General features: G+C 67.5%; 13 protein-coding genes. 8 read left to right on the forward strand and 5 right to left on the reverse strand.

Going from position 1 to position 15,081, the window contains the following annotated elements; genetic code table 11:
* Positions 1-265: 265 nt before the first annotated feature.
* From FKP22_RS06760 to FKP22_RS34495, 5 genes are all read left to right on the forward strand, one after another.
* A complete protein-coding gene (locus tag FKP22_RS06760; protein WP_141286417.1) occupies positions 266-1,303 on the forward strand; it encodes a CDP-6-deoxy-delta-3,4-glucoseen reductase in 1,038 nt (345 codons plus the stop codon).
* Positions 1,293-2,285 (forward strand): Bug family tripartite tricarboxylate transporter substrate binding protein, encoded by a 993-nt coding sequence (locus tag FKP22_RS06765; protein WP_231012214.1) that lies wholly within the window; start codon positions 1,293-1,295, stop codon positions 2,283-2,285. Before FKP22_RS06760 ends, FKP22_RS06765 begins: the two co-directional genes overlap by 11 nt.
* A gap of 5 nt (positions 2,286-2,290) precedes the next feature.
* Positions 2,291-2,914, forward strand: a complete 624-nt coding sequence (locus tag FKP22_RS06770; RefSeq protein ID WP_141286419.1) for a LysE family translocator — start codon at positions 2,291-2,293, stop codon at positions 2,912-2,914.
* Between the two features lie 3 nt (positions 2,915-2,917).
* Complete coding sequence (gene ybiA, locus FKP22_RS06775; RefSeq protein ID WP_141286421.1) at positions 2,918-3,409, forward strand: riboflavin biosynthesis intermediates N-glycosidase; 492 nt, start codon at positions 2,918-2,920, stop codon at positions 3,407-3,409.
* A 141-nt stretch (positions 3,410-3,550) separates the two neighbouring features.
* Positions 3,551-3,988 (forward strand): phosphatase domain-containing putative toxin, encoded by a 438-nt coding sequence (locus FKP22_RS34495; protein WP_259374121.1) that lies wholly within the window; start codon positions 3,551-3,553, stop codon positions 3,986-3,988.
* Positions 3,989-4,087: 99 nt separating this feature from the next.
* Here the strand turns inward: FKP22_RS34495 and katG are convergent, their stop codons facing one another.
* From katG to FKP22_RS06795, 3 genes are all read right to left on the reverse strand, one after another.
* A complete protein-coding gene (katG, locus tag FKP22_RS06785; RefSeq protein WP_141286425.1) occupies positions 4,088-6,304 on the reverse strand; it encodes a catalase/peroxidase HPI in 2,217 nt (738 codons plus the stop codon).
* Between the two features lie 153 nt (positions 6,305-6,457).
* Positions 6,458-7,144, reverse strand: coding sequence for a hypothetical protein (locus tag FKP22_RS06790; protein ID WP_141286427.1), 687 nt, complete (start codon positions 7,142-7,144; stop codon positions 6,458-6,460).
* 69 nt (positions 7,145-7,213) lie between these two features.
* Entirely contained in the window at positions 7,214-8,134 is a 921-nt protein-coding gene (locus FKP22_RS06795; RefSeq protein WP_141286429.1) for a LysR family transcriptional regulator, read from the reverse strand.
* 112 nt (positions 8,135-8,246) lie between these two features.
* On the opposite strand from FKP22_RS06795, the gene FKP22_RS06800 reads away from it, so the two are divergent.
* From FKP22_RS06800 to FKP22_RS06810, 3 genes are all read left to right on the forward strand, one after another.
* The gene (locus tag FKP22_RS06800; protein WP_141286431.1) at positions 8,247-9,425 is read left to right on the forward strand and encodes an acyl-CoA dehydrogenase; all 1,179 of its coding nucleotides are present in this window, start codon (positions 8,247-8,249) and stop codon (positions 9,423-9,425) included.
* A gap of 295 nt (positions 9,426-9,720) precedes the next feature.
* Positions 9,721-10,911 carry a CaiB/BaiF CoA transferase family protein gene (locus FKP22_RS06805; protein ID WP_141286433.1) on the forward strand — a complete coding sequence of 397 codons (1,191 nt, stop codon included), beginning with the start codon at positions 9,721-9,723 and terminating at the stop codon, positions 10,909-10,911.
* A 136-nt stretch (positions 10,912-11,047) separates the two neighbouring features.
* Entirely contained in the window at positions 11,048-11,821 is a 774-nt protein-coding gene (locus FKP22_RS06810; protein WP_141286435.1) for a ferredoxin--NADP reductase, read from the forward strand.
* Between the two features lie 63 nt (positions 11,822-11,884).
* Here the strand turns inward: FKP22_RS06810 and FKP22_RS06815 are convergent, their stop codons facing one another.
* Together FKP22_RS06815 and FKP22_RS06820 are read right to left on the reverse strand one after the other, a co-directional pair.
* Positions 11,885-14,008, reverse strand: coding sequence for a hypothetical protein (locus FKP22_RS06815; RefSeq protein WP_141286437.1), 2,124 nt, complete (start codon positions 14,006-14,008; stop codon positions 11,885-11,887).
* Positions 14,009-14,130: 122 nt separating this feature from the next.
* A partial coding sequence (locus FKP22_RS06820) for a PQQ-dependent sugar dehydrogenase (protein ID WP_141286439.1) occupies positions 14,131-15,081 on the reverse strand: 951 nt, incomplete at its 5' end.

The following is a 15,081-nucleotide window of genomic DNA, read 5'->3' on the forward strand; positions in this document are numbered from 1 at the left end:
AGCGCCCGGCCAGCAAGCGCACCACGCGCAGCCCCACGTCACCACAGCCGACGATCAACAGCACCGGCCGGCGGTGCGCCGCCGAAGGCAGCAAGCGGGGAGGAAGCTGGCTCATGTCACGCAATCGAGAAGGGCCGGAAGGGACGTGCCAACGGCCTGGCAGGTCTCGGGGCAAAATCGCCCCTGGCGCCCGGCAAGCAGCATCCGCAGCGCGGCCATGGCCGAGGGGCGCCAAGTGTAGCCAGCCCCGGTCCACCGCCTGCCCATGACTTTCACCATCGCCCTCCAGCCCTCCGGCCGCGCTTTCGACGTGGCACGCGACGAGCCCATCCTGACCGCCGCCATCCGCGAGGGCATCGGCCTGCCGTATGGCTGCAAGGATGGCGCCTGCGGCTCCTGCAAGAGCCGGCTGCTCGAAGGCCGAGTCATCCACGGCGCGCACCAGCAGAAGGCCTTATCCGAAGCCGAGGAAGCCGCCGGCCTGATCCTCACCTGTTGCGCCACGCCGCAGACCGATTGCGTGGTCGAGGCCCGCAGCGTGCCGGGTGCCGGCCAGTTCGCGATCCTCAAGATGCCAGGCCGCGTGCTGTCGATGGCGCAGCCCGCGCCAGACGTGAAGGTGATCCGCGTACAGCTGCCGGCGAACCAGAATTTCCAGTACCACCCCGGCCAGTACATCGAGTTCATCCTGCGCGACGGCGCGCGCCGCAGCTACTCGATGGCCAATGCGCCGCACCAGCTCGGCACGCCGCCGTCCATCGAGCTGCACATCCGCCACATGCCCGGCGGCAAGTTCACAGACCAGGTCTTCGGCGCGATGAAGGAAAAGGACATCCTGCGCATGGAAGGCCCGTTCGGCAGCTTCTTCCTGCGCGAGGAATCCACCAAGCCCATGGTGCTGCTGGCCTCGGGCACCGGCCTGGCGCCGATCAAGGCATTGATCGAACGGCTGGAGGAACTGGCCAGCGCCCGCGAAGCGGTGCTGTACTGGGGCGCCCGCAGCAAGGCGGACCTGTACCTGAACGACTGGGCCGAAGCCGCCGCCGCGCGCCTGCCGAATCTGCGCTATGTGCCCGTGCTCTCCGAGCCCAGGCCCGAAGACAGCTGGACTGGCCGCACCGGCTTTGTCCACCATGCCGTGATGGCCGACCTGCCGGACCTCTCCGGCCACCAGGTCTACGCCTGCGGCGCCCCCATCATGGTTGAGTCCGCCCAGCGCGACTTCGAGGCCAAATGCGGCCTGCCCGACGACGAGTTCTTCGCCGACAGCTTCACTTCCGAAGCCGACAAGCATGGCGCTTGAAATGCGGGGCTTCACGCGCCGGCACCTGCTCGCGGCGCTGGCTGCGGTGCCAACGTTCGCCGCGGCCCAGGGCAAGCCCATCCGCCTGGTCGTGCCCTACCCGCCAGGCGGCCCGCTGGATGTGATGGCCCGCGCGCTGGCCGACAAGGTCCAGCCCACGCTGGGCACCATCGTGATCGACAACCGGGCCGGCGCCGGCGGCAATCTGGGGGCGGACACAGTGGCCAAGGCCGCACCGGACGGCTTGACGATCGGCATTGGCGCGGTCGCCACGCATGCGATCAACCCCTGGCTCTACCGCAAGATGCCGTACGACGCGCTGCGCGACTTCACGCCCATCACCGGCGTGGCGCAGATGCCCAATGTGCTGGTGATGAACGCCGAGCGGGCCGCGCAGCTGAAGATCGCCTCGGTGGCCGACCTGGTCGCCTACGCCAAGGCCCACCCTGGCCAGCTCAACTACGCTTCCGGCGGCAACGGCAGCGCCGGCCACCTCGCAGGCGAGATGCTGAAGACCCAGGCGGGGCTTTTCATGGTCCACATTCCGTACGCGGGCGGCAACCCGGCGCAGTTGGCGTTGTTGTCCGGCCAGGTGGACCTGAGCTTCGACAACCTCGCCACCGCCTCGGCCAACATCCGCGCCGGCAAGCTCAAGGCCCTGGCTGTGACCTCGGCCCGGCGCAGCAATGCGATGCCCGAGCTGCCCACCGTGGCCGAAGCCGGCGCCAAGCTCGGCCTGGCCCGCTTCGACATCGGCACCTGGGTCGGCCTGTTCGGCCCGGCAAAGTTGCCGGCCGACGTGACGGCCCGCCTGAACAAGGCCTTCACCGAAGCGCTGGCCACGCCCGAGATCCAGGCGCGCTGGCGCACACTGATGGCCGAGAGCTTCGCCACCACGCCGGAGCAATTCGCCCGCTTCGTCGCCGCGGAGCACGCGCGCTACCAGGCAGTTGTCAAGGCCAGCGGCGCCACCATAGACTGAAGCCCATGGACGCCCTCTACTTCTTCCCGCTCGCCGTGGGCATTGCCCTCACGCCGGGCCCGAACAACTTCTGCGCCCTGAACCACGGCCTGCGCGAAGGCGTGGTTGCCGCAATCGTCGGCACGACGGGCCGCGTGGCGGCTTTCGCCATCTTCCTCACCGTCTCGGCACTCGGCCTGGGTGCGATGCTGCTGGCTTCCGAAACCGCCTTCAGCGTGCTGAAGTGGCTGGGCGCGGCCTACCTCTTCTGGCTGGGCGTGCACGCCTGGCGCAGCCGGGACCTGGGTGGCCTGCATGCCGGCGAGTCGGCCGACAGTGCCCCGCCCCGCCGCTGGCGCGAACTGATGCGCCAGGAATTCCTGCTCGGCATCAGCAACCCCAAGGCCATGCTGTTGTTCGCCGCGATCTTCCCGCAGTTCATCGACCCGTCCAAACCCGCCGCGATGCAGTTCGCCACGCTGGGCGCCACCTACCTGCTGGCCGAATACGTCTCGTCGCTGGCCTACGGCCTGGGCGGCCGCCAGATCCGCCGCCTGGTACGCAGCCCACTGGCCGCCCGGCGGCTGAACCGTGCCACCGGCGGCGTGTTCATCGGGGCGGGCGGGTTGCTGCTGGCGGCACACCGCTGAGCAATGGCGAAGCCAATCCATTTCTTCGCGAAAACCGACGCGTACCACCAACTTTCCAACTTCGCCCCATTCGGATTCGAAGAGGGCGGCCTCCGTTGGCCAACGGTCGAACACTATTTCCAGGCACAGAAGTTCATCGACCTTGGGCACCGCGAAAGAATACTGAAAGCGCATTCGCCTCAGCAGGCGAAGACGCTCGGCCAGAGCCGCGCCTTCCCGATACGGGATGACTGGGATCAGATCAAGGACGCGGTCATGAAACACGCGTTGCTGAAGAAATTCGAGGATCCGACCTTGCGCTTGCTCTTGCTGGAAACCAAGTCTCGACCCCTCATCGAGAACTCGCCTTACGACCGCTACTGGGGCATCGGGCGCGACGGCAAGGGCAAGAACGTCCTCGGACGCCTTCTCGCAGAAGTACGCACGGAGATCCGTAACGCTGATCAAGCAAACACGCGTGAGAGTGCGCCTGCTACGCATGCCAGGAAGTTCTGAAGACGTAGCTTCTCGAAGAGAAGGCACTCAAGACCGGCAGCCCCCAAGAGCCCCTCAAGTCATCAGTAGATTCGGACCTCAAGCGTGTTTGAAACCCCTGTCCATTGGGTTGCCGGCATCGATCCACATCGGCTCGGCCTGATGGCTCGCCCGCGAGGCGACGACGATCTTCAAGCGGAAGTCGATGCATGGCGGGTGGCCAGCGTCGACGTGGTGGTTTCGTTGTTGGAGATTTCGGAAGTCCGGGAACTTGGCCTCAAGCACCAGGAGGCACTGTGCGCGGCGCGGCAGATCGAGTTCAGGTCTTTTCCGATCCCTGATCGCGGAACGCCGGCTTCCACCCGAGAGTTCTCGCGCTTCATAGAAGAGCTCCACGCGAGTCTTCTCGCGAGAAAGTCCGTGGCGATCCATTGCCGTGCCGGAATTGGTCGAACGGGCCTGGTCGCTGGCTGTCTCATCAATCGCCTCGGTGTTCCACCCGAGCAGGTCTTTGACCTGCTCAGCAGGTCCCGCGGGCTGCCAATGCCCGATACCCAGGCGCAGGTCGAGTGGTTCCAGCGGCACGCGCGCAGAGCGTGATTGCTTCCCTCGCCGGTCGCCAGAACGGCGATCGCTCCTAAAAGAACGGCAAGGTCACCCTCCTTCGGAGGATGGCCCCGCGCGTTCCCGTGGACGCGTTCAACTCAGCAAGTCATACCGATCCAGGTTCATCACCTTGGTCCATGCCTTGACGAAGTCGCGCAGGAAGCGGGGCGTCGAGTCGCTGCTCGCGTAGGCTTCGGCGATGCCCCGCAGCTGGGCGTTGGAGCCGAAGACGAGGTCGACGACGGTGGCGGTCCACTTCAGCTCGCCCGTCGTGCGGTCCCGGCCTTCGAGCAGGTTCGGGTCCGCAGCCGACCGCTGCCAGGCGGTGCGCATGTCCAGCAGGTTGACGAAGAAGTCGGTCGTCAGCGTCTCGGGGCGCTTGGTGAAGACGCCGTGCGCGGTGTGGCCGAAGTTGGCGCCCAGCGTGCGCAGGCCGCCGATCAGCACGGTCATCTCCGGCGCGCTGAGGCTCAGCAGTTCGGCCTTGTCGATCAGCAACTCGGCGGCCGAGCCTTCCAGGCCCTTGCGCAGGTAGTTGCGGAAGCCGTCGGCCTTGGGTTCCAGCACGGCGAACGAATGCACGTCGGTCTGGTCCTGTGACGCATCGGTGCGGCCTGGCGTGAACGGCACCGTGATGTCTGCGCCCGCCTTCTTCGCAGCAGCTTCGACAGCGGCGCCGCCCGCCAGCACGATCAGGTCGGCCAGCGAGACCTGCTTGCCGCCGGACTGCGCGGCGCTGAAGTCCTGGCGAATGGCTTCGAGCTGCACCAGCACCTTGGACAGTTCGGCCGGCTGGTTGACTTCCCATTCCTTCTGCGGCGCGAGGCGGATGCGCGCGCCATTGGCGCCGCCGCGCTTGTCGCCGATGCGGAAGGTCGAGGCCGAGGCCCAGGCGGTCGTCACCAGTTGCGAAATGCTCAGGCCCGAAGCCAGCACCTTGGCCTTCAGCGCGGCCACGTCCTGGTCATTGACCAGCGGATGGCTCACATCGGGCACCGGGTCCTGCCAGATCAGCACTTCCTGCGGCACCAGCTTGCCCAGGTAGCGCGGGCGCGGGCCCATGTCGCGGTGGGTCAGCTTGAACCAGGCACGGGCGAAGGCGTCGGCAAGCAGCGCCGGGTCCTGCATGAAGCGGCGCGAGATCTTCTCGTAGGCCGGATCCAGGCGCAGCGCCAGGTCGGAGGTCAGCATCATCGGCGCGTGGCGCTTGCTCGGGTCGTGCGCGTCCGGCACGGTGCCGGCACCGGCGCCGCCCTTGGGCGTCCACTGGTGCGCGCCAGCGGGGCTCTTGGTGAGCTCCCATTCGAAGCCGAACAGGGTTTCGAAGTAGCTGTTGTCCCAGGTGGTGGGTGTGGGCGTCCAGGCGCCTTCCAGGCCGCTGGTGATGGCGTGGGCGCCACGCCCGGTGCCGAAGCTGTTCTTCCAGCCCAGGCCTTGCTCCTCGATGGTCGCGCCCTCGGGCTCGGCACCGACCTGGCTGGCATCCCCGGCGCCGTGGCACTTGCCGAAGGTGTGGCCGCCGGCGATCAGCGCCACCGTTTCTTCATCGTCCATCGCCATGCGGGCAAAGGTCTCGCGGATGTCGCGTGCCGAAGCCAGCGGGTCGGGGTTGCCATCCGGGCCTTCGGGGTTCACGTAGATCAGGCCCATCTGCACGGCGGCCAGCGGGTTGGCCAGTTCACGGTCGCCCGAGTAGCGGCTGTTTTCCTTGTCGCTGGTGGCCAGCCAGGTGGCTTCCTTGCCCCAGTCGACCTCGGCGCCGGGCTCCCACACGTCGGCCCGGCCACCGGCAAAACCGAAGGTCTTGAAGCCCATGGATTCCAGCGCGACATTGCCGGCCAGGATGATCAGGTCGGCCCAAGAGAGCTTGTGGCCGTACTTCTGCTTGATCGGCCACAGCAGCCGGCGCGCCTTGTCCAGGTTGCCGTTGTCGGGCCAGCTGTTGAGCGGCGCGAAGCGCTGCGCACCGGCGCCTGCACCGCCACGGCCGTCTGCCGTGCGGTAGGTGCCGGCGGAGTGCCAGGCCATGCGGATGAACAGCGGGCCGTAGTGCCCGTAGTCGGCCGGCCACCAGTCCTGGGAATCGGTCATCAAGGCGTTCAGGTCCTTGACGACGGCGTCCAGGTCCAGCGTCTTGAATTCTTCGGCGTACTTGAACTCCTCGCCCATCGGGTTGGCGCGGGTGGAGTGCTGGTGCAGGACGGCGAGGTCCAATGCGTTGGGCCACCAGTCCTTGTTGCCGCTGGCCTTGGGAGATGCGTTTTTCTGGGCGGCGCTGCCCGAGAACGGGCATTGGGATTCGGTCGTCATGCTGGCTTGCCTCCTGGGTGAGATGACTGAGCAGCAAGTCTAGGACGCGAAAACAGCGGCCCGATGAAATCCTCTCAATGCCGGCGATAGGCACAGGCCCATTGCCCGATGGACGCAAACGTGGCCGGTGCGCGAGCAACACGCCAGCGGAAGCTACTTCTCGGCCACGCACAAGCCCTTGGGCGTCCAGGCCTGCGTCAAGGTGGTCGGCGGGTGGCTGGCGTCATGCAGGATCAACGCAAAGCCGCGGCGCTCCTCGTGGCCCACGGCCATCAGCAGCATGGGCGGCCCCTGCCGGATCATCAGGCTGTGACCCGCGCCGCGCTTCACCTGCACGCCGTCCGGTGTTTCCAGGCAGGTGCCGCCACTCAGTGCGTAAAACGCCTCTGGCCCGGAGTGCACATGCAAGGGCGCAGTCATGCCCGGGCTGAAGGTGGACTTCAGGTATTCCGCCTGGTAATTCGAACCTGCAGCGACCGGCAGCGGGCCGACGTCGGCCACATGCCGTGCGCTGGGCAAGCTCGGCGCATCTGCACCTGCAACGAACAGCCAGGTCTGCCCGAACGCCTGCGCCACAGCCCCTTCGCGCGGCGCCTCGCGGCGAGCGACCTGCAGGTCGTCATAGGTGTAGATGCGCCAGTAGATCGGCCGGTCCGGCAACGCACCAATCTCCTGGCTGGCCACCAGGCAGGCTGGCCCTGGCTTGTCTTCGCTGTCTGGCCCGCACAAGCGCTGCGTGGCCTGGGCGCCTGCCATGCTGCACCAGAGGCCGACACTGCAAAGCAGCAGGCATCGACACAGCAGGCGAACATCATCGTGACGAGGCAAACCTTGGGCCATGGGTGCTCCTTGACGCGGCAAAAGTGCCTTCACGACACTGGACGAAAAGCCGTGGCCGTTCACGCCATGCTAGGCCTGACCCGTCTCGGCCCGGTATCGCCCGGCCTCCTCGCCCAGCCAGGCGGCAAACACCGCCAGCGCCGGCAGGCCAGCCTTGTGCTGCGGCCACAACAGCCGGTAGGCGCGGTCGCTCACGTGCTGGTGCGGCAGCAACTGCACCAGCCGCCCGCTGGCCAGTTCGCGCTCCACCAGCAGGCGCGGCACCAGCGCGGCGCCCAGTCCTTGCGCCGCCGCTTCGCTGAGCATGGAGAACAGCTCCATGCGCGCGCCAGCCATGTCGTGGTCGACCTTCAGGCCCAGCGATTCGAACCACAGCCGCCACGCGTAGGGCCGCGTGCTGGCCTGCAGCAGCGGCAGGCTCGCGACGTCCGCTGCGCTGTGCATCGCCCTGCCGTTCAGCAGCGCCGGGCTGGCCACGGCAATGAGGTGCTCATGCATCAGCAGTTCACCCGCGGTGCCGGGCCAGAAGGCCTCGCCGGCATGGATCGCAGCGTCCAGCGTGGTTTCCTCGAACATGAAGGGCCGGGTGCGCGGCGTGAAGTGCACGGTGATGCCAGGGTGCTGCACCTGGAAGCCGGCCAGGCGCGGCAGCAGCCATTGAGTGGCAAACGTGGGCACCACCGCCAGCTCCAGTGAACCCACAGCTTCGCCCAGCCCGGCCTGGGACATCAGGTCGAGCGTGTCGCGCTCGACCTCGTCCAGCCGGGCCGCCACACTGCGTGCATAGCGCTGGCCGGCATCCGTCAACAGCACGCCGCGCTGGCCGCGGCGAAACAATGGCAGGCCGAGGAAGTCCTCCAGCGTGGCAATCTGCCGGCAGACGGCGCTCTGCGTCACCGCCAGTTCGTGGGCGGCCTTGGTGAAACTCTGGTGGCGCGCGGCGGCCTCGAAGGCGGCCAATGCAGCGGTGGATGGGATCTTGCGGCGCATCGAGCAGCCCTCGGAATTCCTGATCCGCACAGAACGGTGCGAAATTCTCGTTTGCCACGCAGGCAGACTCGATTCTAAGATTCCAACATTGAACTTGACGGAGACCGCGACCATGGCAACCAAGGCCAGCTTCCACTGGGATGACCCGCTGCTGCTCAACAGCCAGCTGACCGACGACGAGCGCCAGGTGCGCGACGCCGCGGCGGCCTATTGCCAGGAAGCCCTGGCCCCGCGCGTGCTGATGGCCTTCCGCAACGAGCAGACCGACCCGGCCATCTTCCGCGAGATGGGCAGCCTGGGCCTGCTGGGCGCGACCATCCCCGAGCAATACGGCGGTGCCGGCCTGAACTACGTCTGCTACGGCCTGGTGGCGCGCGAGGTGGAGCGCGTGGACTCCGGCTACCGCTCGATGATGAGCGTGCAGAGCTCGCTGGTGATGGTGCCGATCAACGAGTTCGGCAACGAAGCCACCAAGCAGAAGTACCTGCCCAAGCTGGCCAGCGGCGAATTCATCGGCTGCTTCGGCCTGACCGAGCCCAACCACGGCTCGGACCCCGGCAGCATGATCACCCGTGCCAAGAAGGTGGACGGCGGCTACAGCATCTCCGGCGCCAAGATGTGGATCACCAACAGCCCTATCGCCGACGTGTTCGTGGTCTGGGCCAAGGACGACGCAGGCGCCATCCGCGGCTTCGTGCTGGAAAAGGGCTGGAAGGGCCTGAGCGCCCCGGCCATCCACGGCAAGGTGGGCCTGCGTGCCTCCATCACCGGCGAAATCGTGATGGACAACGTGTTCTGCCCCGAGGAAAACGCCTTCCCCGAAGTGCGCGGTCTCAAGGGCCCGTTCACCTGCCTCAACAGCGCGCGCTACGGCATTGCCTGGGGCGCGCTGGGCGCGGCCGAGTTCTGCTGGCACACGGCGCTGCAGTACACGCTGGACCGCAAGCAGTTCGGCAAGCCGCTGGCCGCCAACCAGCTGGTGCAGAAGAAGCTGGCCGACATGCAGACCGAGATCACGCTGGCCCTGCAAGGCTGCCTGCGCCTGGGCCGCATGAAGGACGAAGGCACGGCCGCCGTCGAGATCACCTCCATCATGAAGCGCAACAGCTGCGGCAAGTCGCTGGACATTGCCCGCACCGCGCGCGACATGCTGGGCGGCAACGGCATCTCCGACGAATTCGGCGTGGCCCGCCACCTCGTCAACCTCGAAGTGGTGAACACCTACGAAGGCACGCACGACGTGCACGCGCTGATCCTCGGCCGTGCGATGACGGGCATTGCGGCGTTCTGATCTTTGAGAAGACCTTTGCGCCACGGTTGGCGCAAGGTTCGGGATCCGGGGTGTGCTGCTCCGTTCATGTCCTCCGGCCTGCGGCCTCCCCCTTTACTTCACTGCGCAGCACACCCCGACTCCCGAACCGGGCACGGTCCCGGCTGTTCTCGGCGGCAAAGACAAAACGCTCGCAGCCAAGGGCATTGGGTGGCCCACGCAGCGAAGTAAAGGAGGAGGCCGCAGGCCGGGGGACATGAGCGGAGTGGGCTACCCGATGGCCTTGGCTACGCGCAAACCTCCACACAGCACCCAAATGAACACCACCGCACTCCAAGGCATCAAGGTCCTGGACCTCTCCCGCGTCCTCGCCGGCCCCTGGGCCAGCCAGATGCTGGGCGACCTGGGCGCGGACGTGGTGAAAGTGGAGCGCCCCGGTGCTGGGGACGACACCCGCGCCTGGGGCCCGCCCTGGGTGCCGCTGGCAGACGGTTCGCCGTCGAAGCAGGCGGCCTATTTCCAGTGCGCCAACCGCAACAAGCGCTCGGTCGCCATTGACCTGGCATCGCCCGAAGGCCAGGCACAGGTGCGAGCGCTGGCGGCAGAAGCCGACGTGGTGCTGGAGAACTTCAAGGTCGGCGGGCTGAAGGGTTACGGGCTGGACTACGACAGCCTGAAAGCCGTCAACCCGCGGCTGATCTATTGCTCGATCACCGGCTTCGGCCAGACCGGCCCGTATGCGCCGCGCGCGGGCTACGACTTCCTGATCCAGGGCATGGGCGGGCTGATGAGCCTGACGGGGCGGGCCGATGGCGAGGACGGTGCGGGGCCGCAGAAAGTGGGCGTGGCGCTGGTGGACATCATGACCGGGCTGTACGCCACCATCGGCGTGCTCGCCGCGCTGCAGCACCGCCACACCAGCGGCGAAGGCCAGCACATCGACCTGGCGCTGCTGGACGTGCAGGTGGCCACGCTGGCCAACCAGGCCGCAAACTTCCTCACCAGCGGCAAGGCGCCGCAGCGCATGGGCAATGCGCACCCCAACATCGTGCCCTACCAGGACTTCCCGACGGCCGACGGCGACATGATCCTGGCCGTGGGCAACGACGGCCAGTTCGCCAAGCTCTGCGCCGTGGCTGGCCATGCCGAATGGGCGACGGACGAACGCTTCGCGACCAACCCGGCGCGGGTGGCGAACCGTGTGGTGCTGATCCCGCTGCTGCGCCAGGCCACGGTGATGAAGACCACCACCGAGTGGATGGCGCTGCTGGAACCCGCGGGCGTGCCTTGCGGCCCGATCAACCGGCTCGGCGAGGTCTTCGCGGACCCGCAGGTCATTGCCCGCGGCATGAAGCTGGCAATGCCGCATCCGGCCTTCGGCAGCGTGCCGCTGGTGGCCAACCCGATCCGCCTGTCGGCCAGCCCTGTGCAATACCGCCAGGCGCCGGCGCAACTCGGAGAGCACACCGCCGAAGTCCTGCGTGACTGGTTGGGCCAGGGGCGCTGACCTCTGTTCCAGAACAAGGCTGGCTTGCGCCTGCGCAAAGCCTCAGGCCGGGCCGGGCAAGGCCGCTGAGGGATAATCCCGAGTCCTGCGGGGCGGTGAGTCGCTCCGTGTCTTGTGACCTTACCGAACCTTCGAGATGAGTGCCTTCAATGAAGAGCGCGTGTTGAGCGTGCACCACTGGACCGATCGCCTGTTCAGTTTCACCACCACCCGCGACACCTCGCTGCGCTTCTCGAACGGCCATTTCACGATGATCGGCCTGCGCGTGAACGGCAAGCCGCTGCTGCGCGCCTACTCCATCGTCAGCCCGAACTACGAAGAGACGCTGGAGTTCCTGAGCATCAAGGTTCAGGACGGCCCGCTCACCTCGCGGCTGCAGCACATCCAGGTCGGCGACACGCTGATCGTCGGCAAGAAGCCCACCGGCACGCTGCTGATCGACTACCTCACGCCTGGCAAGCGCCTCTACCTGCTTGGCACCGGCACCGGCGTGGCGCCCTTCCTCAGCATCATCCGCGACCCGGACACCTACGAAAAATTCGAGCAGGTCATCCTGGTTCACGGCGTGCGCCAGAACAACGAGCTGGCCTACCACGACTACATCACCCAGCACCTGCCCGAACACGAGTTCCTCGGCGAGTTCATCAAGGGCAGGCTGCTGTACTACCCCACGGTCACCCGCGAACCCTCGAAGTACCAGGGCCGCATCACCGACGTGATCGAGAGCGGCAAGCTCGCCGCCGACCTCGGCATCCCGCAGCTCAACGCCGCCGAAGACCGCGTGATGATCTGCGGCAGCCCCGAGATGCTGCGCGACCTGAAGACCATGATGGAAGTGCGCGGCCTGAAGGAAGGCAACACCACGACCCCGGGCGACTTCGTGATCGAGCGCGCTTTCGTCAGCCAGTGATCAGCCCCAAGTGCTGAATCGACCAAGCCACCTTCGGGTGGCTTTTTTGTGCCTGCTCGGCGGCTACGGCGCGGCCTTGTGCTGCAAGCCCGCGGTCCCGTGGTTGAGCGCACGCACCACGTACTCCATGAACGGCGGCGTGAAGATGGTCCCGTGGTCGGGCACGATGCGCCGGTCCACCTCGATGACTTTGGAACCGCTGGCCTGGCAGGTGCTGGCCTTTGGATCCACCGGTTCGAGCTGCATCCGGTACCAGGCGTCCGACGGGGCCGGAAAGCCGGTCGACGGCTGGCGGAACACGGTGACCGGGTTGTCTGCATACAGCTCGTCGGACCGGGCCGGCGCGCGCTGGAAGCCGCGCAGGATGGTTTGCGGACCGTGCGCCTCCGGCGTCTCGCCTTGCAACACCTCCATGCGCAGCCGGTGGGTCACGAAGGCCGGGAAGTTGGCTGCCGTGTAGATGTGTTCCAGGAACGGCGCGGTTTGCGGCGCATCAGGCGCATAGGACATGGCCTGCCCAGCGGGATAGACCTCGCGGGTCACGCCGTCTGTTTCCGACGAAAACAGCAGCACCGGCATGCTGGCCGGCGCGCACTGCGCCTGCTGGTCGTGCACCGCGCGGTACAGCTCGGCCGAAAACGCCGGGTTGATCAACAGCACCAGGTCTGGCCGCGGCGGCAGCTGGGCCCCAGCGCTCGTTTGCAACAGGCTCCCACGAATGGCGCTGAACACCGCGCGCGCGCCCATGCTGTGGCCCGCCACGACGAAGGCGCTGCGTCGGTCAGCGCGCTGGTCCCGCGGCGCCGAGTCCACCCGCTGAGCCAGGCCCGCGATCAGTTGCGGCAACACCGCCTGCGCGCCGCCAAGCTTGTCAGCCGCCTGCAGCCGGTTCCAGAAGGTGGTGACCACATTGGCCACCTCGCTGTCATAAGGCGCGCCTGGCCAGCCGAAGAACACGCCAATCACCTGGCGCGGCGCACGGCCCGATGCCCGCGCTGCCGCCTGCTCCATCGCCCTGACCCCGCTGGTCAGGTCCGCGTAGTCGCACACATAGCTGTCCGCCTTGTCGGCCGAATGCTGCCAACCGTGCACGAAGAGCGCAACCAGCGCGCCGGCACCTGCGTTGGCCTGCGCCACCGCGTCGAACACCGCCTGCATCTGTGGCGGCGCCAAGGCCTCACCCTGGTCGTTGGCCTGCACGAAAAACAGCGAGCGGCCAGCCTCCGGCACCGGCGTGCTGCACTCGTCGCCCAAGGTCACCAGACCGGCCGGGCGGACCTGCACCGCCTTGCGGGCGACAGCCCGGCCGTTGACCGACACGCCGGACTCGTGCCCCAGGTTCCAGCGAACCTGCAGCGGGTGGCCGGACGCCATCAAGGCACCGAGCTCCCCAGGCAGCAAGGCCCGCAACGCGCCCTCCACGCCTGCCGTGAGCGTCAGCTCGGGCGAAGCCTGCGCAGCGTCCGCTGCCGGCCGGGTCTTCAGGCTCAGTTGGCCAGTGCCGCTGCCCGAGGCCAAGCGAAGTTCCTGCGTCGTGGCCATGGTGGACAGCACCTTTTGCACCGACAGCCCGGCCAGCGAATCGGCCTTCGAAAACGGCAAGCCGTACTCGGCTGTCGCGCTCAGCTTCAGGTCCCCCAGCGTTTGCGCCAGAGCCGAAAGACCCCCAGGCGGCAGCAACGCGGCGCATGCCGCAGCGGCGTCGGGTGCGGGCTGCCCCGCCAGCGAAACCCGCAAGCTGCCGTCCCAGTCCAGGCGCAGCGGCGAAAGCAGGACGCGGCAGCTGTCCAGCGTCAACTGCGCGCCCGCCACACTCGCATGCAGCTCACTGCGCCCCACGTCCACACATGCCCCCTGTGTGCTGACCAGCTTGCCAACGGCAATCGCGTCAAGCTCGATGCGCGCCCCAAAAGCTGCCGTCCAGCCGCCATTGCAAGCCCTGCGCAAGAGGCCGGTGTGCACGCTGGCCTGGACCGCGGAGGCCTGCAGCGCAGCCGGCAGCTTGGGAATGTCGGCCTGCAGGCCCAGACGGGACCAATGGTTGTCGTCCGCGCATCGCATCGCTTCGCCACACAGCTTGCCGCTGACCGCGCGGTGGTTGAAAAATTGCAGGCACACCAGCCCCAACAGCACGGCCAGCGCCACCCAGGCAAGCCGCTTGGCCCCCTTGCGGTTCGAGATGTTCATGGTGCACCGGCTCCCCTGTTTGTCGGTCTTCAGACGGATGGGGCGCGACGCCCCTTCGTCAACGGTGTACGCGAAAACGGCGCAGGACGGGACAGCGCAGGCGATTCAGCTTGTGACGCCGCTCACCTTGGATCCTGGACAACCGGCGCAATCACCAGCAGCGTCCCGTTGCGGTCTTCGGTCACCCACAGCCGGCCCTTCGAGTCGGCCTTGATGTCGGTGGGCGCGCCCATCGGGTGCAGTCCCGTGGCGGCATCCCAGCCTTCGACCAAGGTGATCGGTTTCGCGGCGGGCTGGCCCTTGGGCGACAGCGGGTAGCCGATGATGCGGTGGCCTGTGGGGCGGTAGCCGTGCAGCGTGATGAGCAGGGACTTGCGCCAGGCGGCGGGGGCTTGCGACGCGTCGTAGAACAGCATGCCCAGCGGGGCCGAGTGCGGCGGCAGCAGGCGTTCAGGCGCGGTGTACTGCCTGCAGTCGAAGCTGCCGAACGCCGGGTCGCGCAGATCGGCTTCGGTGCAATACGGCCAGCCGTAGTGCCGGCCCTGCGCCACGCGGTTGAGCTCGTCGAACGGGCGCGTGGCGGAATCGTGCACCGGGCCGGGCAAGCTGTCACGGCTGTTCTCGGCCTGCCAAAGCGCGCCGTCCAGCGGGCTGTAGGCCAGGCCCATCGAGTTGCGCAGGCCGCGCGCCAGAACCTTGCCTTCCCAGCGCTCGGGCTCGCCCTTGACCCGTTCGTAGCGCCACAGCGCCGCCTGGGCCTGGTCGCCCTCCGCGACGGGGCAAGGCAGGAAACCGGCGGGCGCCGAAGCAGGTGCTGGGTCCGAGCTTTCGCAGTGATCGGTCGGTGCGCCAAGGTTGACGATCAAGGCCCCGTCCGGCGCCACGATGAAGGCTTTCAGCGGATGGCGCCCAGCCGTGGGCAGGTGCTCGATCAGCGGCTTCAGCACCGCGCCATCGGGCCGCAAGTCCACCACGCCGATGCGGCCGGACTCGCCAATCAGCACCCGGCCGGCCGCGTCCAGTTGCAGGCCGTGCGGCCGGTCCAGCTTGCTCAGCAAGACCTTCAGCTGAAC

It is taken from the genome of Ideonella azotifigens, assembly GCF_006519715.1.
Lineage (GTDB): Bacteria > Pseudomonadota > Gammaproteobacteria > Burkholderiales > Burkholderiaceae_C > Ideonella > Ideonella azotifigens.

Excerpts from the sequence above, each read along its gene's own strand:
- FKP22_RS06760 (WP_141286417.1), top strand. The coding sequence starts at position 266 with ATGACTTTCACCATCGCCCTCCAGCCCTCCGGCCGCGCTTTCGACGTG.
- FKP22_RS06765 (WP_231012214.1), top strand. The coding sequence starts at position 1,293 with ATGGCGCTTGAAATGCGGGGCTTCACGCGCCGGCACCTGCTCGCGGCG.
- FKP22_RS06770 (WP_141286419.1), top strand. The coding sequence starts at position 2,291 with ATGGACGCCCTCTACTTCTTCCCGCTCGCCGTGGGCATTGCCCTCACG.
- ybiA (WP_141286421.1), top strand. The coding sequence starts at position 2,918 with ATGGCGAAGCCAATCCATTTCTTCGCGAAAACCGACGCGTACCACCAA.
- FKP22_RS34495 (WP_259374121.1), top strand. The coding sequence starts at position 3,551 with ATGGCTCGCCCGCGAGGCGACGACGATCTTCAAGCGGAAGTCGATGCA.
- katG (WP_141286425.1), bottom strand. The coding sequence starts at position 6,304 with ATGACGACCGAATCCCAATGCCCGTTCTCGGGCAGCGCCGCCCAGAAA.
- FKP22_RS06790 (WP_141286427.1), bottom strand. The coding sequence starts at position 7,144 with ATGGCCCAAGGTTTGCCTCGTCACGATGATGTTCGCCTGCTGTGTCGA.
- FKP22_RS06795 (WP_141286429.1), bottom strand. The coding sequence starts at position 8,134 with ATGCGCCGCAAGATCCCATCCACCGCTGCATTGGCCGCCTTCGAGGCC.
- FKP22_RS06800 (WP_141286431.1), top strand. The coding sequence starts at position 8,247 with ATGGCAACCAAGGCCAGCTTCCACTGGGATGACCCGCTGCTGCTCAAC.
- FKP22_RS06805 (WP_141286433.1), top strand. The coding sequence starts at position 9,721 with ATGAACACCACCGCACTCCAAGGCATCAAGGTCCTGGACCTCTCCCGC.
- FKP22_RS06810 (WP_141286435.1), top strand. The coding sequence starts at position 11,048 with ATGAGTGCCTTCAATGAAGAGCGCGTGTTGAGCGTGCACCACTGGACC.
- FKP22_RS06815 (WP_141286437.1), bottom strand. The coding sequence starts at position 14,008 with ATGAACATCTCGAACCGCAAGGGGGCCAAGCGGCTTGCCTGGGTGGCG.